The sequence below is a fragment of the Micromonospora humida genome, from assembly GCF_016901255.1.
Taxonomy (GTDB): Bacteria; Actinomycetota; Actinomycetes; order Mycobacteriales; family Micromonosporaceae; genus Micromonospora; species Micromonospora wenchangensis.
The window spans coordinates 246,095-268,703 of record NZ_JAFEUC010000008.1 but is presented as its reverse complement, the minus strand read 5'-3'; the positions used below and the strand labels follow the sequence as shown (position 1 = coordinate 268,703).

The 22,609-nt window shown below is 73.3% G+C and carries 19 protein-coding genes; 10 read left to right on the top strand and 9 right to left on the bottom strand.

What is annotated here, in order from left to right:
- Positions 1–184: 184 nt before the first annotated feature.
- Positions 185–439: a flavin reductase gene (locus tag JQX11_RS18415; protein ID WP_204926186.1), complete on the bottom strand. Its 255-nt coding sequence runs from the start codon at positions 437–439 to the stop codon at positions 185–187.
- Positions 440–733: 294 nt separating this feature from the next.
- On the opposite strand from JQX11_RS18415, the gene JQX11_RS18410 reads away from it, so the two are divergent.
- The 4 genes from JQX11_RS18410 (at position 734) to JQX11_RS18395 (ending at position 2,934) form a co-directional block, all read left to right on the top strand.
- Positions 734–1,531 (top strand): helix-turn-helix domain-containing protein, encoded by a 798-nt coding sequence (locus JQX11_RS18410; RefSeq protein WP_204926185.1) that lies wholly within the window; start codon positions 734–736, stop codon positions 1,529–1,531.
- Positions 1,528–1,710, top strand: coding sequence for a DUF397 domain-containing protein (locus tag JQX11_RS18405; protein ID WP_204926244.1), 183 nt, complete (start codon positions 1,528–1,530; stop codon positions 1,708–1,710). Before JQX11_RS18410 ends, JQX11_RS18405 begins: the two co-directional genes overlap by 4 nt.
- Positions 1,711–2,179: 469 nt before the next feature.
- Positions 2,180–2,611, top strand: a complete 432-nt coding sequence (locus tag JQX11_RS18400) for a RusA family crossover junction endodeoxyribonuclease (RefSeq protein WP_204926243.1) — start codon at positions 2,180–2,182, stop codon at positions 2,609–2,611.
- A gap of 47 nt (positions 2,612–2,658) precedes the next feature.
- Positions 2,659–2,934 (top strand): hypothetical protein, encoded by a 276-nt coding sequence (locus JQX11_RS18395; RefSeq protein ID WP_204926184.1) that lies wholly within the window; start codon positions 2,659–2,661, stop codon positions 2,932–2,934.
- Positions 2,935–3,010: 76 nt separating this feature from the next.
- Here the strand turns inward: JQX11_RS18395 and JQX11_RS18390 are convergent, their stop codons facing one another.
- The 3 genes from JQX11_RS18390 to JQX11_RS18380 all read right to left on the bottom strand — a co-directional run bounded on the left by JQX11_RS18390 (position 3,011) and on the right by JQX11_RS18380 (position 7,644).
- Entirely contained in the window at positions 3,011–3,715 is a 705-nt protein-coding gene (locus JQX11_RS18390) for a L,D-transpeptidase family protein (RefSeq protein WP_204926183.1), read from the bottom strand.
- Positions 3,716–4,131: 416 nt separating this feature from the next.
- A complete protein-coding gene (locus JQX11_RS18385; protein WP_204926182.1) occupies positions 4,132–4,851 on the bottom strand; it encodes an HAD family hydrolase in 720 nt (239 codons plus the stop codon).
- 54 nt (positions 4,852–4,905) lie between these two features.
- On the bottom strand, positions 4,906–7,644 hold the full coding sequence (locus JQX11_RS18380) for an MGH1-like glycoside hydrolase domain-containing protein (RefSeq protein WP_204926181.1): 2,739 nt from the start codon (positions 7,642–7,644) through the stop codon (positions 4,906–4,908).
- A 45-nt stretch (positions 7,645–7,689) separates the two neighbouring features.
- Here JQX11_RS18380 and JQX11_RS18375 point away from each other — a divergent pair, with 45 nt between their 5' ends.
- The 6 genes from JQX11_RS18375 (at position 7,690) to JQX11_RS18350 (ending at position 16,657) form a co-directional block, all read left to right on the top strand.
- Positions 7,690–9,630: an amylo-alpha-1,6-glucosidase gene (locus JQX11_RS18375; protein ID WP_204926180.1), complete on the top strand. Its 1,941-nt coding sequence runs from the start codon at positions 7,690–7,692 to the stop codon at positions 9,628–9,630.
- A 142-nt stretch (positions 9,631–9,772) separates the two neighbouring features.
- Positions 9,773–11,104 carry a glycosyltransferase family 4 protein gene (locus tag JQX11_RS18370; protein ID WP_204926179.1) on the top strand — a complete coding sequence of 444 codons (1,332 nt, stop codon included), beginning with the start codon at positions 9,773–9,775 and terminating at the stop codon, positions 11,102–11,104.
- A gap of 79 nt (positions 11,105–11,183) precedes the next feature.
- Entirely contained in the window at positions 11,184–13,310 is a 2,127-nt protein-coding gene (locus JQX11_RS33115; RefSeq protein WP_307826235.1) for a serine/threonine-protein kinase, read from the top strand.
- A 114-nt stretch (positions 13,311–13,424) separates the two neighbouring features.
- The gene (locus JQX11_RS18360; RefSeq protein ID WP_307826234.1) at positions 13,425–15,008 is read left to right on the top strand and encodes a serine/threonine-protein kinase; all 1,584 of its coding nucleotides are present in this window, start codon (positions 13,425–13,427) and stop codon (positions 15,006–15,008) included.
- A 102-nt stretch (positions 15,009–15,110) separates the two neighbouring features.
- Positions 15,111–15,920 (top strand): metal-dependent hydrolase, encoded by an 810-nt coding sequence (locus tag JQX11_RS18355; protein ID WP_204926177.1) that lies wholly within the window; start codon positions 15,111–15,113, stop codon positions 15,918–15,920.
- Positions 15,921–16,006: 86 nt separating this feature from the next.
- Positions 16,007–16,657, top strand: coding sequence for a hypothetical protein (locus JQX11_RS18350; RefSeq protein ID WP_204926176.1), 651 nt, complete (start codon positions 16,007–16,009; stop codon positions 16,655–16,657).
- Positions 16,658–16,663: 6 nt separating this feature from the next.
- Here JQX11_RS18350 and JQX11_RS18345 read toward each other — a convergent pair whose 3' ends face one another.
- The 5 genes from JQX11_RS18345 to ngcE all read right to left on the bottom strand — a co-directional run bounded on the left by JQX11_RS18345 (position 16,664) and on the right by ngcE (position 22,585).
- Entirely contained in the window at positions 16,664–17,257 is a 594-nt protein-coding gene (locus JQX11_RS18345) for a nucleotidyltransferase family protein (protein ID WP_204926241.1), read from the bottom strand.
- Positions 17,258–17,509: 252 nt separating this feature from the next.
- Positions 17,510–19,189, bottom strand: a complete 1,680-nt coding sequence (locus tag JQX11_RS18340) for a bifunctional 3'-5' exonuclease/DNA polymerase (protein ID WP_307826233.1) — start codon at positions 19,187–19,189, stop codon at positions 17,510–17,512.
- 108 nt (positions 19,190–19,297) lie between these two features.
- Complete coding sequence (locus JQX11_RS18335; RefSeq protein ID WP_204926175.1) at positions 19,298–20,218, bottom strand: carbohydrate ABC transporter permease; 921 nt, start codon at positions 20,216–20,218, stop codon at positions 19,298–19,300.
- Between the two features lies 1 nt (position 20,219).
- Positions 20,220–21,128 (bottom strand): carbohydrate ABC transporter permease, encoded by a 909-nt coding sequence (locus JQX11_RS18330; protein WP_204926174.1) that lies wholly within the window; start codon positions 21,126–21,128, stop codon positions 20,220–20,222.
- A 20-nt stretch (positions 21,129–21,148) separates the two neighbouring features.
- Positions 21,149–22,585 carry an N-acetylglucosamine/diacetylchitobiose ABC transporter substrate-binding protein gene (ngcE, locus tag JQX11_RS18325; protein ID WP_204926173.1) on the bottom strand — a complete coding sequence of 479 codons (1,437 nt, stop codon included), beginning with the start codon at positions 22,583–22,585 and terminating at the stop codon, positions 21,149–21,151.
- Positions 22,586–22,609: the final 24 nt, after the last annotated feature.

Below are 22,609 nucleotides of genomic sequence, written 5' to 3'. Positions count from 1 at the left end.
GTGCACGGCAAGCCGTTACCGGGCCGGTGAAGTGCGGAAACACGCCGCCCCGGGCCGTTCCGTGGGCCTACACTGCCCGACCTGCGAAGTCGTGAAACCTGTCGGTAACCGGAGTCGGGCCGGGTGTGGCCGGGCCCGACGCAGGCGTGTCACCGGCGTCCGGGTCATGCCCGTGCGGGCGGTTTCAGCGCCGGACCCTGGCCCAGGACAGGAAACGTTCGGTCATCCGGGCCGGCGGGTGCCCGGGGTGCAGTTGGGCGAGCTGGTTGGTCGCCTCGTGCATCAGGGTGCCGAGGTAGACCAGCAGCCCGGTGCGGTCCCGGCGGTACTCGGTGAGCAGGGCGAGCTTGGCCGGCTGGCAGGGCCACTCCCGGCCACAGTTGCGGCACCGCCACAGCGGGCGCATCGCGACGTGCGGGACCGGCGGTCGGACCACCATCACCGCCACCTCCTCGAATCGTGGGCGCGGTCGGCCCCGGCCGTCGCGGCCCGGGGCCGACCGCATCGACCTGGGACTGGAAGGGGCCGCTCCCGCACGGGGGGGTGTCGGGAGCGGCCCCGGGCAGGGCCCGCTGCCGCCCTCCCCGGCTGCCAGCGGGCCCACCACCGGTGACAGTCTGCTGACCGGACCACTACTGTCGATACACGCTCACGCCATCTGCGCAGCTCAGCAGGGTGGGTGAGCGACCACGAGCGACCCGCCGGTCCACGGTGGGCAGGAACCGGGGGTGTGATGGGGACGGCTACCGACTACGTGTTGGAGGAGTTGCGCCTGTTCCGGGCGTCACTCGCACTCAGCCAGGAGGATTTCGGTAAGGGCATCGGCTACTCGGGGTCGCACGTCAGCTCGGTGGAGACCGGCGGCCGGGCGCCCACGAAGGAGTTCATGAAGGCCGTCGACGGCCACCACGACACCGGCGGGCGTTTCCTGCGGATGCTGGACCGGTTGGGCCGGCTCGACGCCGAGCCCGCCTGGCTGCGGGAGTGGATCGAGTTCGAACGGGAGGCGACCACGCTGCGCTGGTTCGAGCTGGCGTACGTGCCGGGCCTGTTGCAGACCGAGCGGTACGCCCGCGCGACGCTGGCCGGCGGCCGGTTCGCCCCGGACGACGTCGACCGGATCGTGGCGTCCCGGCTCGAACGGCAGGCGATCCTGCGGCGAGAACGCCCACCGCAGCTCATCTGCGTGATCGACGAGACGGTGCTGCGCCGGCCGGTGCTCGACCAGCCGGGGCTGATGATCGAGCAGTGCGAGCACCTGGCCCGGTTGACCGCCGAGGAGCACATCCAGGTGCACATCGTGCCGACCGACGCCGGCATGTACCTGGGGCTGGCCGGGCAGTTCATCATCGCCGAGATGCCCGACGGCGAGCGGGTCGCCCATGCGGACAACCAGCTCACCGCGCAGATCGTCGATACGCCTACCGATGTCGCTACGCTGGCCAGAACGTGGGAGATCGTGCGGAACGAGGCGCTCCCCCGCCGGCAGTCAATCGAGCTGATCGAGGAAGTGGCGAAGTCATGGACATGATGACCCCGCAGTGGCGGAAGTCGACCAGGTCCGGCGGCAACGGCGGATCGTGCGTCGAGGTCGCCGACAATCTGCCCGACCGGGTGCTGGTGCGCGACACCAAGGACCGCGAGGGCGGCACCCTCCACTTCGACCGTACGGCCTGGACCGCGTTCGTCGGCTACGCCAAGCGGCACTGACCCGGCCGGCCGACCGGGCTCCCCCGCACCGCCGGGAGCCTGGTCGGCCCCGGCTCGCCCCGCTCCTGGTCGCCCGCCCCGGCCGGCAAGATCGACTCAGTTGGGGCGGTACAGCGGTATCGAGGTGCGGCGGACACCGCAACATCGCCCCCAAGGAGTCGATCAACCGCGCCGCCCGCGTCCCGACCGGGCATCCCGCGTCCCGACCGGGCATCGCGCGTCCCGACCGGCATCGCGCGTCCCGTCGGCTTGTCGACGACTGTCCGGATGGCGGGCGCGGTGGGCTGTCCCGGGGCATGCCGCGTGCACTAGCGTTGACGCACTCACTCCACCAAGCCAGCGCGTCGCCGTCGTAGTCGATACGCCTCCGGCCGACATCAGCCTGCCCGTTCGGAGGGTTCTCCCGCGAACTCCCACTGCGCGCCCACCGGTCCGGGCAGGATCGTCCTCAACGAGGAGGTGCCCCGTGGTGCAGGACACCCGCGCTCTCGCCCTGACGTTCGAGGTGAGCGGCCTGCCACCGGTGAAAACTGAGGCGCTGTCCATCTTCGCCGCCGGCCATCGGCAGGCGACGAGGGTACGCGCCCTGCTCGAGGCGGCCTGTGCCGCGGCCCAGCAGACCGGCTGGACGCCGTTGGCCGGGCCGGTCGAGGTCGACCTGATCCTGCGGTGCCCACCCGGGCACCGCACCTCCGACGCCAGCACCCTGCTGGGCGGGGTGTGCGCGGTGCTCCAGGACAAGAAGCGGGTGGCGAACATCGGGTTGGCCCACCTCGGGGTCCTGGTCGACGTCGCGCTCTACGCCGACGACCGGCAGATCCGCCGGTTGTCGTACCGGGAGGAACCGGCGGAGAACCTCTCGTACCAGGTCCGGGTGGCCGCCGCGCCCACCGTGGTTTGACCGACGTCCGCGGTGGGGTACCGCGGACGCCGACGAAGGGAGCACCGATGTCGGAGCCACATGTCACGCTCGACCCGCGCGGGCTCGACCCGGTGCAGCAGAAGCTGCGCGGCCCGCTGGAGGATCAGCTGACCTCGGCGCTGCAGGCCGCCACCGACCGGGTCCGCGCCAGCTACGCGGGCGAACCGGTCGAGCAGGTCTGCCAACAACTGCTCGACGAGACCCGTTCCGGGCTGCACCCGGACATCGCCGCCGGCTTCCGCCCCGACATGGACGAGTTCTGCCGGGTCGCGGTGGCGATCGTCCGCAACGAGATCTCCTGAACCCCGGCGGGGTCGGCGTCCGCCGGCCCCGCCACCACCCGGACGTCCACCCCGGCCGGAACTGGAGCCCGGTCGGTCAGTAGCGGCCGAGGTTGGCCGCCGGGCAGATCACGATGCGCGGCGCGTACCGCGGGTCCAGCCAGCGCAGCACCGACACCAGGTCGGCGTGGGACAGGCTGACGCAGCCGGCGGTCGGGCCGCCGGCGGGGGTGCTGAACTCGTGCAGGAAGATGCCGCTGCCCGCGTCCGGCACCGGCTTCGGCACGGTCGGCGGCATGTTGTAGGTGATCACCGCGAAGTGGGTGTACGCCGGCACCTCCCGCCACAGCGCCTCGCTGTAGCCGCCCGGGTTCGTGGTGCTGTGCTGGAACGTGTTGTAGGCCGGCGAGTCGGGGTTCTCGTTCCACCAGTCGTTCGTGACCACCCGGTGGTACGGGAACCGGACGCCCGGGTCGGCGGCGATGCCGTACATGGTGGGGCCGAACGCGTACACGCCGGTCGGGGTGGTCGCCACCCCCTCGGTGTGGTGGTCGCTGAAGCCCTTCGCGCCCACCCGGGCGGGCAGCGGGGCGGAAACCGGAACCCAGTGGCCGCCCGCCCGGTGGAACGTCTCCAGGGTGGCGTAGGTGGTCGAATAGCCGCTGCCGGTGACGATGACGACCTGCCGGCTCGCGGCGGGCAGGGTGGTCAACCGGGAGGCCCGGTTCGGTGGCGGGACCGGCCGCCCCCGGCCCGCCGCCGGGTCCGTGTCGCGCCCGTCCGTCCCGGATGAGGTCCGCATTCCGCCCATGATCGCACCGTCGGCGGTGCGGTGGTGCCCCGCCGCGCCGGGGGCCGCTGCTCTGCCCGCTGGCGCGGGTGGTTGGGTCAGGGTCGGGTCCGCAACTCCCCGACCCTGACCGCCAGCCGTCCGGCCCGGCAGCGGTGCACGCCGGTGCGGGCGCGACGGTCGGGTCAGGCCGGTCCCGTCGGGCCCGGCACGCGGACCAGGCCCGCCAGCACTCAGCTCCCCGGTGCCCCGGTGCCGGACTTCGGCGCGTTCCCGACCACCCCGATCGGTCGTGAACGCCGGCCCAGGTTAGGCAGCCGCCGGATGACCGGGCAAGCAGGCCGACGGGGTCACGGAGGTGATTGCCGCCGAGTCGCAATTGCGGCATCCCGACGTGACACCGTCAGCCGGCCGGACGCTGTTGGCTCTCAGAAGTGGGCGAGCAGATCGGGGAAGGCGGCCAGCCGGATCACCCCGGTGTCCGCCGGGTCGAGGTCGTCGTCCTCCAGCACCCAGGTGTTCTCGTTGGGGATGAACACCGCCCGCATCCCCGCCGCCCGTGCCGGCAGGATGTCCGACTTCGGGGAGTTGCCGATCATCCAGGCGTCGGCCGGGGCGAAGCCGTGCTCCCGGGCCAGCCACCGGTAGGTGCCGGTGTCCTTCTCGGGCACGATGTGCGCTGCCGCGAAGTGGTGCAGCAGGCCGCAGGCGTCCAGCTTGCGCTGCTGCTCCGCCCGGTCCCCCTTGGTCAGCAGCAGCAGGTCGTAGCGGGTGGCCAGGGCGTCGAGGGTGTCGGCGACCCCGGGCATCAGCTCGACCTCGTGGTTGACCAGCGCGGTGGCCAACCCGTCGATGTCCGCGCGTTCCCGGTCGGTGGCCGGTCGCTCCCGCAGCCGCTCCAGGCACTCGCCGAGGCTGCGCAGGAAGACCTTGCTGCCGTAGCCGTGGGCCACCGCGTTGGCCCGCTCGATGTCGTCGAGCACGGTACGGATCTGGGCCCGGTCGAGCGTCGGGTGGTCGAGCCAGTCCAGGAAGTCGTCGATCACCCGCTCGAACAGGACGTTGTTCTCCCAGAGCGTGTCGTCGGCGTCGAAGATCAACGTCGTCGCGCCCGCCCCCGGGGCCGTTCCGGTCGCACCCGCACTCATCCGATCCCCTCCCGACCGATCGCCCCGCCCGGACGGCGGCGGCCGACGGACACGCTAGCGGCCCGACCCGCCCGGCACATCCGGGTTGTCCCGGCGCAGCGTCAGGATCAGGTCGGCCACCAGCGCGGTCCACCCGGTCTGGTGCCAGGCCCCGAGGCCCGCGCCGTTGTCTCCGTGGAAGTACTCGGGGAACGCGATCAGGTCCCGCCAGTCGGGATGGGTCTGGAAGAGCTGACACGCGCCGTAGATCGGTCGGCGGCCCCAGCCGTCCCGGGTGAACAGCGAGATCAACCGGGCGGACAGGTCGTCGGCGATCTCGTCCAGGGTGCATTTGCGCCCCGACCGGGTCGGGTACTCCACCTGGAGGTCGTCGCCGAAGAACGCCGCGTAGTCGCGCAACGCGCTGATCAGCAGGAAGTTCGTCGGCATCCAGATCGGGCCGCGCCAGTTGGAGTTGCCGCCGAACAGCCCGCTCGTCGACTCGGCCGGCTCGTAGCCGACGCAGAACTCCTGCCCGCCCAGGTCGACCGCGAACGGCTTGTCCAGGTGGGCCCGGCTGAGCGTGCGCAGGCCGTAGTCGGAGAGGAACTCGTCGGGGTCGAGCATCCGGGCCAGCAGCCGGACCACCTGCTCCGGGCCGACCATGGACAGCAGCCGCTGCTGGCGGCCGTTCGGACCGAGCCGACGCGCCCCGATCACGTCGGCGTACTCGGGACGTTGGCTGAGGAACCAGCGCAGCCGGGCACCCAGCTCGGGCAGGCGTTGCAGGGTCCGCGCGCTCAGCCGGGTGGTGGCCGCCAACGGCAGCAGCCCCACCACCGAGCGGACCTTCAACGGCACCTGGGTGCCGTCGGCGAGGCGCAGCACGTCGTAGAAGAACGCGTCCTCGGCGTCCCACAGCCCCTGCGAGTAGCCGGCGGCGGCGATGTACGCGAAGTGTTCGAAGAACTTCGTCGCGGTGTCCACGTACGCCCGGTCGTGCTCGGCCAGCACGATCGCCATGTCCAGCAGGTTGAGGGCGTACATCGCCATCCAGCCGGTGCCGTCGGACTGCTCCAGCACCCCGGCCACCGGCAGCGCCGCCGAACGGTCGAACGGGCCGACGTTGTCCAGCCCGAGGAAACCGCCCTCGAACAGGTTGTTGCCGCCGGTGTCCTTGCGGTTGACCCACCAGGTGAAGTTCAGCAGCAGCTTGTGCATCACCCGGGCGAGGAACTCGTGGTCGCGCCCGCCGTCGATCTCGAACACCTTCAACGCCGCCCAGGCGTGCACCGGCGGGTTCACGTCACCGAACGCCCACTCGTACGCCGGGATCTGGCCGTTGGGGTGCAGGTACCACTCGCGGAGCAGGAGCAGCACCTGCGCCTTGGCGAAGCCCGGATCGACCCGGGCGATGGTGACGCAGTGGAAGGCCAGGTCCCAGGCGGCGTACCAGGGATATTCCCACGGGTCCGGCATGGAGATCACGTCGAAGCTGGTCATGTGCCACCAGGCGCTGTTGCGCCCGTGCCGGCGGCCGGCCGGCGGCGTCGACCCCGGATCACCCTCCAGCCACCGTTTGACGTCGAAGTGGTAGAACTGCTTGCCCCACATCAGCCCGGCGATCGCCTGCCGGGCGACCAGCGCCTCGTCGGCGCTGGCCGCCGCCGGGATCACCCCGGCGAAGAAGCGGTTCGCCTCGGCCCGGCGGGCCCACACCACCGCGTCGAACCCCGCGCCCAGCTCCGCCGGGGGCGGCGTGGCGGCCCCGGGCGGCGGGGCGGTGCGGGTCAGCCGCAGCCGGATCTGCCGCTGCCCGCCGGCCGGCACCTCCAGCACGTAGTGCAGGGCGCCCTTGGTCCCCTCCCGGTCCGGGTTGACGGTGGCGGCGCCGGCCACCACGTGGTCGTTGATCCCGTCCTTCGGGTACGGCGAGCGGCCGGCCAGCCCCCACAGCCGCTCGGCGTTGGTGTCGTTGTCGCAGAGCAGCGGGACCGGCTCGCCGTCGCCCTCCAGCAGGAGCTGCCCCAGCACCCAGTGCTCGCCGACCAGCCGGCCGCCCTCGCCGGTCAGCCGGGGCACCCGGTCGGCGCCGGGCGGGCCCCAGGCCCAGGTGTTGCGGAACCACAGCGTGGGCAGCACGTGCAGGGTGGCCGCCTCGTCGGCCCGGTTGGCGACGGTGACCAGGATGCACATGTCGGTCGGGGACGCCTTGGCGTAGTCGACGGTGACCGCCCAGTACCTGTCGTCGTCGAAGATGCCGGTGTCGACCAGCTCGTACTCGTTCTCGTCCCGGCCGCGCAGGGCGTTGACGGCGACCAGCTCGTCGTACGGGAAGGCGGCCTGCGGGTAGTGGTAGCGCCAGCGCATCCACGAGTGGGTGGGGGTGCTGTCGAGGTACCACCAGTATTCCTTGGCGTCCTCGCCGTGGTTGCCGCCGTCGCCGCCGAGGCCGAACATCCGCTCCTTGAGGATCGGGTCCACCCCGTTCCACAGCGCCAGCGCGAAGCAGAACGTCTGCCGGTCGTCGCAGACGCCCGCCATGCCGTCCTCGTTCCACCGGTAGGCTCTGGACCGCGCGTGGTCGTGGGGGAAGTAGTCCCACGCCGTGCCGTGCTCGCTGTAGTCCTCCCGTACCGTCCCCCACGCCCGCTCGGACAGATAGGGACCCCATGCGCGCCAGTCCTGCTCCCCGGCATCGGCCTGGGCGAGCCGGAGCCGCTCGGCGTCGGGGGACGGGGCGTCGGAGGGCGATCTGTCGGTGAACACCTGCACATTTTCGACGCCGCCGGGGTACTTGACCACAGCGGCCATTGTCGTCGTGGCGTGTTACACCTCGCCGCCACAGGAGGAAAGAAGTTGATCGAGTTCGGTTTCGGGCCGGGGGTCTGCGGTGAACTGGCCGACGGGGCGACCCGGGAATGGCTGGTCACCGACGGTCTCGGCGGGTACGCCATGGGCACGGTGAGCGGGCTGCGGACCCGCCGCTACCACGCTCTGCTGGTGGTCGCCGGGGAAACTCCGGCCGCCCGCCGGGTGGGACTGGTCAGCCTGGACCCGGCGGTGGTCCTGCCGTCCGGGGCCCGGGTGCGGCTCGGCGCGCACGAGTGGAACTCCGGGGTGGTCGACCCGCGCGGCTACGAATACCTGGAACGGTTCGACCTGGTCGACGGGCTGCCGCGCTGGCGGTGGCGGATCGGCGACGTGGTGATCGAGCGGGAGCTGGCCATGACCCACGGCCGGTCCGCGGTGGCGGTGGTGCACCGGCTGGTGGCCGGCGGCCCGGTCCGGCTGGACCTCTCGGCCGCCTGCACCTGGCGTGACGCGCACGGGGAGCGGCGGGCCGACGGCCCCACGCCCCGGGTGGAGCCGGCCGACGGCGGCGCGGTGGTCGAGGGCGCGTTCCGCCTCGCCGGCCCGGACTGGACGCCCGAGGGGCAGTGGTGGCTGGGCGTGCACCACCGTGAGGAGGCCGCCCGGGGGCTGCACCCCGACGAGGACCTGTGGTGCGCCGGGCGGTTCTCCGGCGCGCTGGAGCGCCCCGGGGACACCGTGTCGGTGCTGGCCTGGGCCGGTGACCTGGCCGAGGAGCCGCCCCCGGCGACGCAGGTGGTGGCGGCGGCCCGGCAGCGGCACCGGGCGGTGGTGGCGGCGGCGAAGCCGGCCGACGCGGTGGACGCGACCCTGGCGCTGGCCGCCGACGCGTTCGTGGTGCGTACCCCCGCCGGGCCGGACGTGGTGGCCGGGTACCCCTGGTTCGGGGCCTGGTCGCGGGACACGATGACCTCGTACGAGGGGTTGTTCCTGTGCACCGGGCGGGCCGACGAGGGGCGGGAGCTGCTGCGGGCGTACGCGGCGACGCTGTCGGAGGGGATGCTGGCGAACACCGCCGACACCGGTCGGGTGGAGTACAACACGGTCGACGCGACGCTGTGGTTCCTGCACGCGGTGGGCCGGCACGTCACCGTCACCGGCGACACCGACCTGGGCGACGAGCTGCTGCCGGCGCTGCACGGGGTGGTGCGGGCGCACCTGGCCGGCACCCGGTACGGCATCGCCGTCGACCCGGACGACGGGCTGATCACCCAGGGCGGCACCCCGGGCACCGCGCTGACCTGGATGGACGCCCGGGTGTACGGGGTGCCGGTGACCCCCCGGGTCGGCAAGCCGGTCGAGGTGAACGCGTTGTGGATCAACGGGTTGGCCGGGTTGGCGGAGCTGACCGAGCTGGCCGGGCAGGACCCGGACGAGCTGTGGCGGCTGCACGACCGGGCCCGGGAGTCGTTCGGCAAGCGGTTCCCCACCCCGGCGGGCTGGCTGCACGACGTGGTGGACGCGCCCGCCCCGGCGTACCCGCTGGGTGGGGCGGCGCACCACGACGACGACCTGCTGCGCCCCAACCAGCTGCTCGCCTGGTCGCTGCCGTACGCGCCGTTGGAGCCGGACCCGGTGGCGCTGCGTCGGGTGGCGGCCGGGCTGTTCACCCCGCTCGGGCCGCGCAGCCTCGCCCCCGACGCGCCGGAGTTCGCGCCCCGGCACCGGGGCGGGCCGGCGGAGCGGGACGGCGCCTACCACCAGGGCACGGTCTGGCCGTGGCTGGTCGGGCCGTTCGTCGAGGCGTACCGGAAGGCCGGGCTGCCCACCGACGACCTGCTGGTCGGTCTGGTCGGACATCTGGGGGAATTCGGCCTGGGCTCGGTGAGCGAGACGGCGGACGCCACCGCCCCGCACGCCGCCACCGGATGCCCGTTCCAGGCGTGGTCGGTGGCCGAGCTGCTGCGCGTCCGACGGGCCCGATAGGTACCCGTTACACACCGGCAACGGTGGCGTCTCCGCTGGTTATCCAGTAGTCGGCAGGATGGGCCCCGACCCCGGGCCGCGCACGGACACCCTCATGGTGTCCTACCGGCGCGCGCCCAGGACACCACCCGAAGGGGGCCGCATGTCACCGGACGCCGACGTGATCGACATCCACCCCGCCCGGCACCAGCGGGTGCTCATGCTGTCCTGGGAGTACCCGCCGGTGCTGGTCGGCGGCCTCGGCCGGCACGTGCACGCGCTGGCCACCGCCCTGGCCGCCGCCGGGCACGAGGTCACCGTGGTCACCCGGCACGCCGAGGGGGCGCCGCTTCAGGAGTACGCCGACGGCGTACGCGTCCTGCGCGCCCCCGAGGACCCGGTGGCCTTCCCGCTGGCCACCGGCTCCCTGCTGGCCTGGACGATGGCGTTCAACCACACCCTGACCCGGACCGCGCTGCGGGCCGCCGACACCGCCGACTACGACGTCGTGCACGCCCACGACTGGCTGGTCGGGCACACCGCCGTCACCCTGGCCGAACACCTCGACCTGCCGCTGGTCACCACCATGCACGCCACCGAGGCCGGCCGGCACCAGGGCTGGCTGCCCGGGGAACTCAACCGCACCATCCACGGCGTCGAGCACTGGCTCAGCAACGCCTCGGCCCGGGTGATCGCCTGCTCCGGCTACATGCGAGCCCAGGTCAGCCGGCTGTTCGACGTACCGGCCGGGCGGGTCGACGTGGTGCCCAACGGGGTCGACGACCGGGCGTTCCGGGCCCGGCCCCGGGCGGTCGCCTCGGCCCGCGCCCGTTTCGCCGGGGACGGCCCGCTGGTCGGCTACGCCGGTCGGCTGGTCTACGAGAAGGGCGTGCAGCACCTCGTCGACGCCGTGCCCCACCTGCGCGACCGGCACCCGGGGCTGCGGGTGGTGATCGCCGGGGACGGCCCGTACAGGGACGAGCTGGTCGACCAGGTACGCCGGCTGCACGTCGGCGACAGCGTCCGGTTCACCGGCTTCCTCGACGCCGGGCAGCTCCCGGCGTTGCTCGCCGCCACCGACGCGACGGTCGTACCGAGCCTCTACGAGCCGTTCGGCATGATCGCCCTGGAGGCGGCGGCGGCCGGCGCGCCGCTGGCCGTGGCGAGCACCGGCGGGCTGGCCGAGATCGTCGAACCCGGGGTCACCGGGGTGACCTTCCCGCACAGCGACCCGGGCGCGCTGGCTGGGGCGGTCGACCGGCTCGTCGGCGACGAGGTCTTCGCCCGTCGGGTGGCCCGGCGGGCCCGCACCATGGTCGGCGAGCGGTACGGCTGGGCGGCCATCGCCGCGCGTACCGCGGGCAGCTACGCCACCGCCCGCCGCGACCACGACGGTTTCCAGGCCCGGCGGGCGGCGGGCCTGCTCGCCGGTGGTCGGCAACGGATCACCATCCCCGAGGGCAACCTGCTGCAATGGGACGGCGCGGCCTGCTGACCGGATCGAGACCTGACAACCGATAGGTCCGCCCCGATCCATTGGCTACGGTGTACCTCGGCCGATGGTGAGGAGAACGGTGCAGCAGGTAGTGATCGCCGGCCGGTACCGCCTGTTGAACTTGGTGGGCCGGGGTGGCATGGGCCGGGTCTGGCTGGCGCGCGACGAGGTGTTGCACCGCGAGGTGGCGGTCAAGGAGGTGGTGCCCCCCGCCTGGCTGGCCGACGACGAACGCGACGAGGTGCGGCTGCGGACGCTGCGCGAGGCCCGCACCGCGGCCCGGCTCAACCACCCCAACGTGGTCCGGGTCTACGACGTGGTGCAGGTCGAGGAACGGCCGTGGATCGTGATGGAGTACGTCCTGTCCCGGTCGTTGCAGACGGTGCTGGACACCACCGGCCCGGTCGACCCGGTCCGCGCCGCCGAGGTCGGGCTGGCGCTGCTGTCCGCGTTACGCGCCGCGCACTCCGCCGGCGTGCTGCACCGCGACGTGAAACCGCAGAACGTCCTGGTCGCCGACGACGGGCGGGTGATGCTCACCGACTTCGGGCTGGCCACCTTCGACGGCGGTGACGGGCTGATGACCCGCCCCGGGATGGTGCTCGGTTCCCCGCAGTTCGTCGCCCCCGAACGCGCCGCCGACGGGGTGTCCAGCGTGGAGGCCGACCTGTGGTCGCTCGGCGCCACCCTGCACGCCGCCGTCGAGGGCCGCTCCCCGTACGCCCGCAGCACCGCGATGGCCACCCTGGCCGCTCTGGCCACCTCCCCACCGGACCCGGCCCCGCACGCCGGGCCGCTGCGTCCGGTGCTCGACGGGCTGCTGGTCCGCGACCCCCGGCACCGGATCCGCCACGACGAGGCCGCCCGCCGCCTGGAGGAGGTGACCCGGGCGACGCCCCGGCCCGAGCCGCCCACGGTGGTGCTGCCCGTCCCCCGGCCGATGGGCGTGGCCCGACCGACCCCGCCGCCCGGCACGGGCGACCCGCCGACGCCCCCGCGTACCCGCGCGGACCTCGACGCCGAGCGGGACTGGGGACCACCGGGCCGCCGGGCCGCCGCCGACGCGGCCGACCGGCCCGTCTCCCCCACGTCCTCCGGTTCCCCCGGCCCCGAGCCGACCGGTCACCCGCAGGTGGTGGGCGCTCCCCCGGCCGCCGGGCCCGGCGGCCCCGGCCGGGAGCCGCCCGAGGCGACCCCGCCCGGTCGGGTCGTGGCCGCCTCGGGTGATCCGGGGGGCTACCCGCCGGGGCCTGGCGACACCGACGGTCGCGGCGGCGCACCGACCGGCGACCCGACCACCTCCGGTGCGAAGCCGGCCGCAGGTCAGGTGGCCGGCCCCGGCCCGGGCGCAGCTGGCCCGGGCGGGCGCGGGCCGGGACGCACCGGCGCGGGCGCGGGGTCACGGCGGGCGGCCGGCACGGGCGGCCCGGCCGGGATGCTCGCCCGGCTGCCCCGCAGCGCCCGGGGCTGGATCCTCGCCGGGGTGACCATCGTGGTGGGGGCGGCGGCCGGCATCGGCACCACCGCCGCGATCAACGACGACGAGCACCGGGCCGCACCGGGGCACACCGACGTGCCGGCCAGCAGCACCCCCTCGACCCGCCCGTACGGTCCGCCGGCCGGTGGTCCGGGCCGGCCGGGTCCGCCACCCGGCGCACAGGACCTCGCCCCGCCGCCGCTGCCGTGCCTGCGTCCCGACCCGGTCGGCACGCAGGTCACCGGCCGACCGGCGACCGTGGACGACGGTTTCCGTCCCCCGTCCGGCTGGACCTGGTACGACGGCGCCGGCTACCGGCTCGCCGTCCCGATCGGCTGGCTGCGTACCCAGGAGGGGCAGGTGGCCTGCTTCCGCGACCCGGGCAGCCGCCGGACGCTGAGCGTGGAACCGCTGACCGGTGGCGGCGGCGGGGCGCTGGAACGGCTCCGAGCCGAGGAACGCACCCAGCTCGGCTTCGGCGCCCTGCCCGGGTACGACAAGATCAAGCTGGCGGCGTTCGACGGCGACGGCGCCCAGTGGGAGTGCCGTTGGGACACCCCGTTCGGCGGCCGGGAGCATGGGGTCCGGCTGATCCCCGGCCGGGACCTGTCCGGATTCATGCTGAGCTGGTCGTCGGCGGACGATGACTGGGACGACGCGACCGACGAGCTGACGGTGGTCCGGCAGAGCTTCCGGGGCCGGTCGACGGAAGTGACCTCGCCCACCTGACCCGCCCCGGCCCGCCGACGGCCGGCTTCCCGCGCTGCGTCCCCCGAATCCGTCGCCGCGAACACCCCGGCCACCACGGATATCCTGGTGGCGGGGCAGCGAGGGGGAAACGTCGTGCACGAGCAGCGGGTCGCCGGGCGGTACCGGCTACTCGTTCTGGTCGGCACCGGCGGGATGGGCCGGGTCTGGTTGGCCCGTGACGAGATGCTGCACCGGGACGTCGCGGTCAAGGAGGTCGTCCCGCCGCACTGGCTCGCCGCGCACGAACGCGCGGAGCTACGGCTGCGCACGTTGCGCGAGGCCCGCACCGCGGCCCGGCTCAACCACCCCAACGTGGTCCGGATCTACGACGTGGTGCACGACGGTGACAACCCCTGGATCGTGATGGAGTACGTCCCGTCCCGCTCGCTGCAACAACTGCTCACCGAGGAGGGACCGCTGCCCCCGCACCGGGTCGCCCGGATCGGGTTGGCGGTGCTGGCCGCCCTGCGCGCCGCCCACGCCGCCGGAGTGCTGCACCGCGACGTCAAGCCGCACAACGTCCTGGTCGCCGACGACGGGCGGGTGGTGCTCACCGACTTCGGACTGGCCACCTTCGACGGCGGTGACGGGGCGATGACCGGGCCGGGGATGGTGCTCGGCTCACCGCAGTTCGTCGCCCCCGAGCGCGCCCGCGACGGGGTGTCCAGCCCGCGTACCGACCTGTGGTCGCTGGGTGCCACCCTCTACGCGGCGGTGGAGGGGCGGGCGCCGTACGCCCGGGGCAGCGCGATGGCGACGCTGAGCGCGCTGGCCACCGAGCCGCCCGACCCGACGCGGCGGGCCGGGGCGCTGCGCCCGGTGCTGGAGGGCCTGCTGCGCCGCGAACCGGAACGACGGTTCACCGCCGACGAGACGCAGACCCGGCTGAGCGCGGCGCTCGCGGCGACGCCCACCATGCCGCCCGTGCCGCAGGCGTCCACCCCGGCCCCACCACCCCCCACGGTGCCGGCCGGCGGGGACACCCCGCCGCTGCCGGCCGGTACGCCGCGTCGGCGGCGGCAGCGGACCGCCCTGGTCGCGGTGGCCGTCGCGGGCACGCTGCTGGCCGGGGTCGGGGCGGTGGTCGCGCTGCGCGGCGGCACCGGCCCGTCGTCGACGCCGGGCGGTGACGCCGGCACCGGGACGGCCGGACCGGCGGCCTTCCCGTGCGCCGCGCCCGCGCCGGCCGACGCCACCCCGGTCCGGTCCGCACCGCCGCCGGGTGAGCGGTTCGGCCTGGTCACGGGCTGGACCTGGTACGCCGACCCGGACGGCTTCCGGATCGCCGCGCCGGCCGGTTGGCTGCGCTACACCGACGGCACGGTGACCTGTCTGCGCGAGCCCGGTGGCCCCCGGGTGCTCAGCGTCGCCCCCGGCGTCGCCCCGGCCGATCCGGTCGCCCACTGGCGGGCCGAGGAGCGCCGGCTCACCGACGACGGTCGGCTCACCGGTTACCGGCGGGTGGACATCTCCGCGCTGGACATGTTCCGGGGCGGCGCGCTGTGGGAGTGCGAGTGGACCGGCCCGACCGGGACCCGGCTGCACACCGCCCGGCTGCTGGTCCGGGTCGCTCCGCAGCGGGCCTACACCGTCTCATGGCTGACAGACCAGTTCGACTGGCAGGTCAACGCGACATACTTCCTGATGATCCGGCAGAGCTTCCGTCCTGCCGCCTGACACCCTCCCCTGTGGACCGGCCGGGTTGTTGCCCTGGCACCGGCGGTTCTGACACAGTGGCGTAGCGTTGTCGATCAAGAAAACGGGGAGGGGCGAGGCGACATGATGGGACCGTCCCACGCGCTGTCGGGCGCTGCGGTGTGGCTGACCGGGTCGTGGGCACTGGACTACTTCGCCGACTACCACCAGTCACCGCTCGCCCTGGCCGTCGGCACCGCCGTCTGCGCAGGTGGGGCGCTCTTTCCCGACCTCGATCTCTCCGGCAAGGTCACCCGCAACCAGGGCGGCGCGACGGTGGCCCGCACCTTCGGGGTGTTCTCGCTGTTCGTCGCCGAGGTGATGGAGAAGATCTCGCTCGGCGTCTACTACGCCACCAAGCTCAGCCGTGACCCGCGCCGTAACAACGGTCACCGCACCCTGACCCACACCATCCCGTTCACCGTGCTGGTCGGCTGGGGCACCACCGCGCTGTGCACCGCGTACGGCAAGTGGGCGGTGGTGAGCATCCTGTTCTTCATGATCGGGCTGGCGTTGCGGGGGTTGTTCGACGAGTGGGCCGAGCGGGCGGGCTGGGTGATCGTCACCCTCGTCTCGGCCGCCGCCGCCTGGTTCACCTTCGCCAATCTGCCAGGTGACCGTGGCTATCCGATGATCGGGCTGGCCGTCGGGGTGGGCTGTTTCGTGCACATCCTCGGCGACATGATCACCAAGGCGGGGGTGCCCATCCTCTGGCCGATCCCGATCAAACGCCGGATGTGGACGATGATCGGGCTACCGAACAGCATCGCGTTGCGTACCGGCAGCAAGGCCGAGGTGGTGGTGCTGCGGACCGCGTTGACGGTGCTCTCCGTGCTCGCGGCCGTCGGCCTGGTCGCCCCGTCGGTGCTGCAACGGTTCAACATCGAGGTCTGACCGGGCGCGGCCCACCTGCGGGTGGCACGGGGACCAGCCGAACGTGGGACGGCCCGGGAGCGCTCCGTACGCCTACGATGCGTAGCATGTCGGCCGGCCCCGGGACCCGCCCCCTCGCCGGCTCCGGTCGCGGGCGGCTCCTCGCCGGCTTGCTGACGCTGCTGTCGTTGGTCCTCTTCGCGGGCGTGCTCTGGGACGCCGGGTACGCCCGGCTCTATCCGGCGGCACGCTTCCTGCATCGACCGCTGCCCCTGCTCGGGCTCGCCACGCTGGCCGCGCTGACGCTGGTGCTCGCCGGCTGGCTGGCCGCCCGGCAACCGCCCGCCGCGACGGCGCTACGGTCGGCCGCGCTCGGGTGCGCGGTGCTGCTCGGCGTGGGCACCGGCGCGTGGGGCATGTACCGCACCGGTTTCGCCTCGACCGTCGAGCGGGACTCCACGTTGGCCGTCTCCCCCGACGGCCGGTACGCGGTGGTCCGGCTGGACACCCGCGACTGGAAGGACCTGCCGCACACCGAGCTGCGGGTACGCGCCCGCGCCGGGCTGCTCAGCCACGACGCCGACCGGGAGCTGGTCACCTGCCGCCACGAGCGCCCCCGGGAACGGATCGACGCCGAGTTCGTCGGCGAGCGGACGGTCCGGTTCTCGCTGGTCGACCGGCCGGCGGTCACCGTCGCGTTCGACGGGCGGCTACGTCCCCGGCACACCGTCGACATCTGCCGCCCGCCCGGCGGCTGAGCGCGGTCAGACGCCGACCCGCTGGGGTGGCACGGTGAGGCCGTAGAGCGCCATCAGCTCCGGGGTGTCCACCCGGCTGCCGTCGGCCACCGAGTCGCAGGCGATGTCGACGATCTGGTCCTTGTGCGCCAGCAGGTACGGTCGGGCCCCGATGTCGGCGCCGGCCAGGGTCGCGATGCCGGCCCAGTGCCGACGGCCGAACAGCATCGGGTACCCGCGCAGCCCGTCGTAGGTGGCACAGGCCAGCACGTCCGGGTACGGCAGCGCGGCCACCCGCCGGACCGCCTCCGGGGTGAGACCGGGCATGTCGACAGGCACCACCACCACCGCCTCGACCCGTTCGTCGGCCAACGCGGCCAGGCCGGCCCGGATGGACGAGCCGACCCCGGCTCCCGAGGCCCGGTTGACCACCACCGTGGCGGGGCTCAGGTCGGCCGCGGCCCGGACCTCGTCGGCCGCCGCCCCCAGCACCACCACCAGTTGCTCACAGCCGGCCGCGACCATCGTGTCGATCATGCAGCTGACCAGCAGCCGGTCCCCCCGACACAGCAACGCCTCGGGGCTGCCGAGCCGACGCCCCCCACCCGCCGCGATGATCATTCCTGCGATACGCACACCGGGTGCAACGAGCCCCCGAGGGATGAGTGTCGGCACGAAACGGATATTTCACGCGTATACCCTGAACCCAACCACGCCCGTCGCCCGGCTCGCCCCCGCCGGCTCGCCCCCGCCGGCTCGCCCCGGTGATCAAGAGGTTTGCGTCGTCGCGGGCGGGCGAATCTGACGCGAACCTCTTGATCACCGGGCGCTGACACCGCAACGGGGCCGGGCGAGGGGTGGGGGTAAAGAGAGTCAGGCCTGGGCGTAGGTGGTGACGGTGGAGAGGTCGAGGGGGAAGCGCACGGGGGTGGGGCCGAACAGCAGCGCCGAGGCGCGCGCTCCGGCGCGGCGGATCGCCTCGGCCACCGGGTCGGCCAGCTCGGCGGGGCAGTGCACGATCACCTCGTCGTGCTGGAAGAAGACCAGCTCACCACCGAGCCCGGCCAGCTCACCACGGAGCGAGGCGAGCAGCGTCGAGGCCCACTCGGCGGCGGTGGCCTGGATGACGAAGTTGCGGGTGAACCGGCCCCGGGAGCGGGCCGCCCGCGCCCGGGGCGAGCGCGGGTCCGCCCCGGCGTCCGGGTCCACCGGGGCGTCGTCGGCGTCGCCGGACCCGACCGCCCCCGGCGGGCAGGTCCGGCCCAGCCAGGACCGGACCAGGCCACCGGCCTCCCCGGTACGCGCCGCCGCCTCCAGGTAGCCGAAGGCGGTCGGATAGCTGCGCTTGAGCACCGCCAGGGCCGGCAGCGCCCCACCCCCGGTCTGCCCGTACATCGCGCCGAGCAGGGCGAGCTTGGCGCGGGCCCGGTCACCGCCGAAGGAGTCCTGGGCCAGCGCCGCGTAGAGGTCCCCGGCCGCCCCGGCGGTGGCCAGCCGGGCGTCACCGGAGACCGCGGCGAGCACCCGGGGCTCCAGCTGACCGGCGTCGGCCACCACCAGCCGCCAGCCCGGATCGGCCACCACCGCCCGCCGGATCACCTTCGGGATCTGCAACGCGCCGCCGCCCCGGGTCGCCCACCGGCCGGAGACCACCCCGGCGGGGACGTACTCCGGGCGGAACCGGCCGTCGCGGACCCACGCGTCCCGCCAGGCCCAGCCGTGCGCCGTCCAGATCCGGTACAGCTCCTTGTATTCGAGCACCAGCGGGACGGCCGGATGGTCGACGCCGCGCAGCACCCAGGCCCGGGTGTTGGGTAGCTGCACACCGACCCGGGCGAAGGCGCGCAGCAGCTCCGCCGAGGAGTCGACGTGCACCTGCCGGACGCCGAACGCCTCGGCGACCCGGGCGGCCAGCTCGGCCAACCGCCGCGGCGGCCCACCCACCGGCGACGCCTCACCCAGCAGCTCGGCGAGGATCTCGTCGTGCACGTCGGCACGCCAGGGCAGCCCGACGGCGGCCATCTCCACCGCGATCAGCGCACCGGCCGACTCGGCGGCCACCAGCAGCCGGAACCGGCCGGGCTGGGCGGTGGCGGCGACCCGGGCGAGCTGGTCGGCGTACACCCGGGTCAGGGCGTCGATGCCGGGGGCCGGCGGGCCGGCGACGGCCTCGAAGAGCGCGGCCTGCCCGTGCCCCGGCGGCGCGGGCGGCCGGGGCGGCGGGTCGGGTGGGACGGCGGCCCCGGTGAGCCGGGCGTACGCGGCGGCCAGCGAGCGGGGCTCACCCCACCGGCCGGCGTGCCCCAGCAGCAGCCCCTCGGTCAGCTCGATGTCGTGGCAGCGCTCGACCCGCGCCCCGGCGCGCAGCAGGGCCGGGTAGAGCGTCGCACCGGACGCCCAGACCCAGCGGGGGCGCTCGGCCGCCTCGCGGGCGGCCACGGCGGCGGGCAGGTCGTCGACCGGCTCGACGGGCCCGGCCGGGTGACCGGCGGCGTCCAGCGGCTGCAGGGTGCCACCGCCCCGCTCCCCCGCCGCCACCGCCAGCACCGCCACGGCCCGATTGTGCCCCGCCCCTGTGACACCCCGACCCGGATCACCCGTCGGGGCGCTGCGGGTCACCGGCGGGGTGGCGGGGCGAGGCGGCCCCGCCACCCCGACCGGTCACTTGACCGCGCCGGAGGTCAGACCGGACTGGATCTGCCGCTGGAAGATCGCGTACACGATGATCATCGGGAGGATGGCGATGGTCAGCGCGGCGAACAGGCCGGACCAGTCGGCCTCGTAGCCGGCGTTGACCGAGATGTCGGCGATGCCCTGGGTGAGCACCCACTTGTCCTTGGCGTTGGAGAGCAGCACCAGGGGCAACTGGTACTGCGCCCACTGCCCGATGATGTTGAAGATCGCCACGCTGATCAGGCCCGGCTTCGCCATCGGCAGCATCACCTGGAAGAACAGCCGGGTGTGCGAGCAGCCGTCGATCATGCCGGCCTCGGCCACCGAGTTCGGCAGCGTCCGGAAGAACGCGGCCAGGAAGAAGATGGTGAACGGCAGCGAGTAGGCGATGTAGACCAGGATCACGCCGGTGTGGGTGTCCAGCAGGCCCAGGTTGCGGACCACGAAGAACAGCGGCACCAGCGCCAGGAAGACCGGGAAGGCCAACCCGGAGACGAACAGGTAGTAGATCGCCCGGTTGCCCCGGAACTTGTACCGGGCCAGCACGTACGCGGCCATCGAACCGAACAGCATGGTGCCGAAGGTGCTGCACGACACCACGAAGACGCTGTTGAGGAAGTAGCGGCCGACGTGCGCCTTGGTCCAGGCCCGGCCGAAGTTCTCCCAGCGCAGCTCCGCCGGCAGCGTCCACGGGCTGCTGAAGATCTCGCTGGTGTTCTTGAACGCGGCCAGGAACGTCCAGAGGATCGGCACGATGACGATCACCGCCCAGACGGCGAGCGCCACCTGACCGAGCCCGCTGAACAGTCGTACCTCGTGGTGTTCGCCCCGGCCCCTGCGGGTGCGGGCGGCGGGCCGGCCGGGCGGGGTGTCCGCCGCGGCCGGCGGCAGCGTCGTCTGTGCGGCCATCTCAGTACTCCACGCTTTCCCGCTTGGTCAACCGCAGCGTCAGCGCCGCGAACGTGAGGGTGAGGAAGAACAGCGCCACACCCATCGCCGAGGCGTAGCCGTACTTCGAGTAGACGAAGGCGTTGCGGTAGATCTCCACCGCCAGCACCGTCGTCGCGCCGTCCGGGCCGCCGCTGTCCACCGAGAGCACCGCGACGATGGCGAACGCGTCGAACGCGGCGATGCCGAGATAGACCCAGGCGACCTGGAGGGTGTCCCAGAGCAGCGGCAGGGTGACCCGGAAGAACAGCATCACCTTGCTCGCCCCGTCCATCTCGGCCGCCTCGTAGATCTCACCCGGGATCGAGGCCATCCCGGCCGAGAAGAGCACCACGTAGAAGCCGACGGCCTGCCAGACCAGCACCGCGATGATCGACCACAGGGCCAGGTTCGGCCGGACCAGGAACAGCACCGGGTCCAGCCCGAACTTCATCAGCACGCCGTTGATCAGGCCGGACTCGTTGGGCCGGTAGACCATCTGGAACAGCACCGCGATGATGGCCACCGCCAGGACCTGGGGGAAGAAGAACACCACCCGGTAGAACTTCGACCCCCGGACCCCCTGCCGCTGGCCGCCCACGCTGCGCCCGCCCACGTTGAGCAGGAAGGCGAAGAACAACGCGATGGCGATCGTGATCAGCGGCAGGGCAAGCAGCAGTACGCCGTGGTGCTGGACCGCCTGCCAGAAGCGCCCGTCGTCGAGCAGCCGCCGGTAGTTGTCGAAGCCCACCCACTGCGGGGCGGACAACCCCCGCCAGTTGGTCATCGAGATCTGGAACGCCTGCGCGTACGGTGCGATGACGAAGACCACGTACAGCGTGACCGGGGCGAAGAGGAACCCGATCACGAACGGATACTTGCCGTGCCGCATGATCCCGCTTCTCCGATCGGTCAGCGCGTGAACTTGGCGACGGAGCTGTCCTTCTTGATGGCGTCGGCCCGCTTCTGGATCCGCTCCACGAAGGCGTCCGCCTTGATCCGGCCGAACATCAGCTCGTTGGTGGCGGTGCGCGCCTCCGTGTCGAGCTCCTTGTACCAACCGTCGAAGTACAGGTTGAACACGTCCTTGCCGGCGGCGGCGAGGGCGGCCTGGGAGCTGGCCACGCCGGGCGGGAAGGCGAAGCCGGAGCTGCCGGCGGTGACCACGGTCGGGGCCTTGACCACCTCGGTGAAGCCCTTCGCCCCGGCCACCGAGAGCATCTGGCGCATGTACTCCAGACCACCACGCGGGTTCTTGCTCTTGGCCGAGACGAAGTAGCCCTCACCGGCGGTGGCCCGCACCGCGGTCGCCGGCAGCTTGTCCGAGCCGGTGAGGCTCGGCACCGGCATGAGCTGGTAGTCGAAGCCGGCCGGGGTGTCCTTCTTCTGCTCGCCCTCCAGCCAGTCGCCGCTGGGGTAGAGGGCCAGCTTGTACTGGTTCTGCCGCAGCTGCACGTCGGTGTGCTTGAGCCCCTCGAAGCTCTTGTCGACGTACTTCGCGCCGATCTCCTCCCACGCCTGCGCCGCCTGCTTGACCGCGTCCTGCTGCCAGGCGCCGTCCTCCAGGTTGTCGATGTTCTTGAGCACGTCGGTGCCGCCGATCTTCGCGGCGTGGGTCAGGATCACGTTCCACTGGTAGTAGGCCGCGTTCGCCCCGGCGTAGCCGTACGGGGTGATGCCCTTGGCCTTGATCCCGTCGAGCAGGGCGGTGAACTCCGACCAGGTCTTCGCCGGCGCCCAGCCGTTCTCCTTGAACAGCTTGCCCGAGTACCAGATGCCGAAGACGGTGGAGACGTAGTACAGGACGTACGGCTTGCCGTTGAACGAGCCCGCCTCGACCGTGCCGGGCACGACGGTGTCGCGGACCTTCTTGTTCGGGTCGTCGACCGACGGGGCGTCCCACAGCTCGGTGAGGTCCATCAGCTGCCCGTCGGCCACCAGCGACCCGAAGTCGATCAGCTTCTCGCCCGAGTTGTTCACGAACTCCGGCGGGTTGCCCGAGGCGAACCGGGGCTGGAGCACGGTGGAGACCGCCTGGGTGGACTGGTGCTTGATCTCCGCCTTGGGGAACGCCTTCTTGTACAGCGGCTCGTGCACGTCGGTGGCGTACTTCTCGCCGTAGCCGCCGTTGAAGATGACCACCTCCAGCGGGGCGTCCTCGGCGACCCCCAGCGGGTTGGCGGCGCTCTTGGTGCCCTCCTCGGCCTTGGTCGTGGTCTCGTCGGAGCCGCTGGTGGCGCAGGCGCCCAGCAGGCTGACCACCGGGGTGGCGAGCAGGCCCGCCGCGGCGGTGCGGCCCAGCAGGGTGCGCCGGCTCAGCGCGGCGGGGGTCTCGGGGGTATTCGACATCGTCGTCTCTCCTTGGGTGTCCGG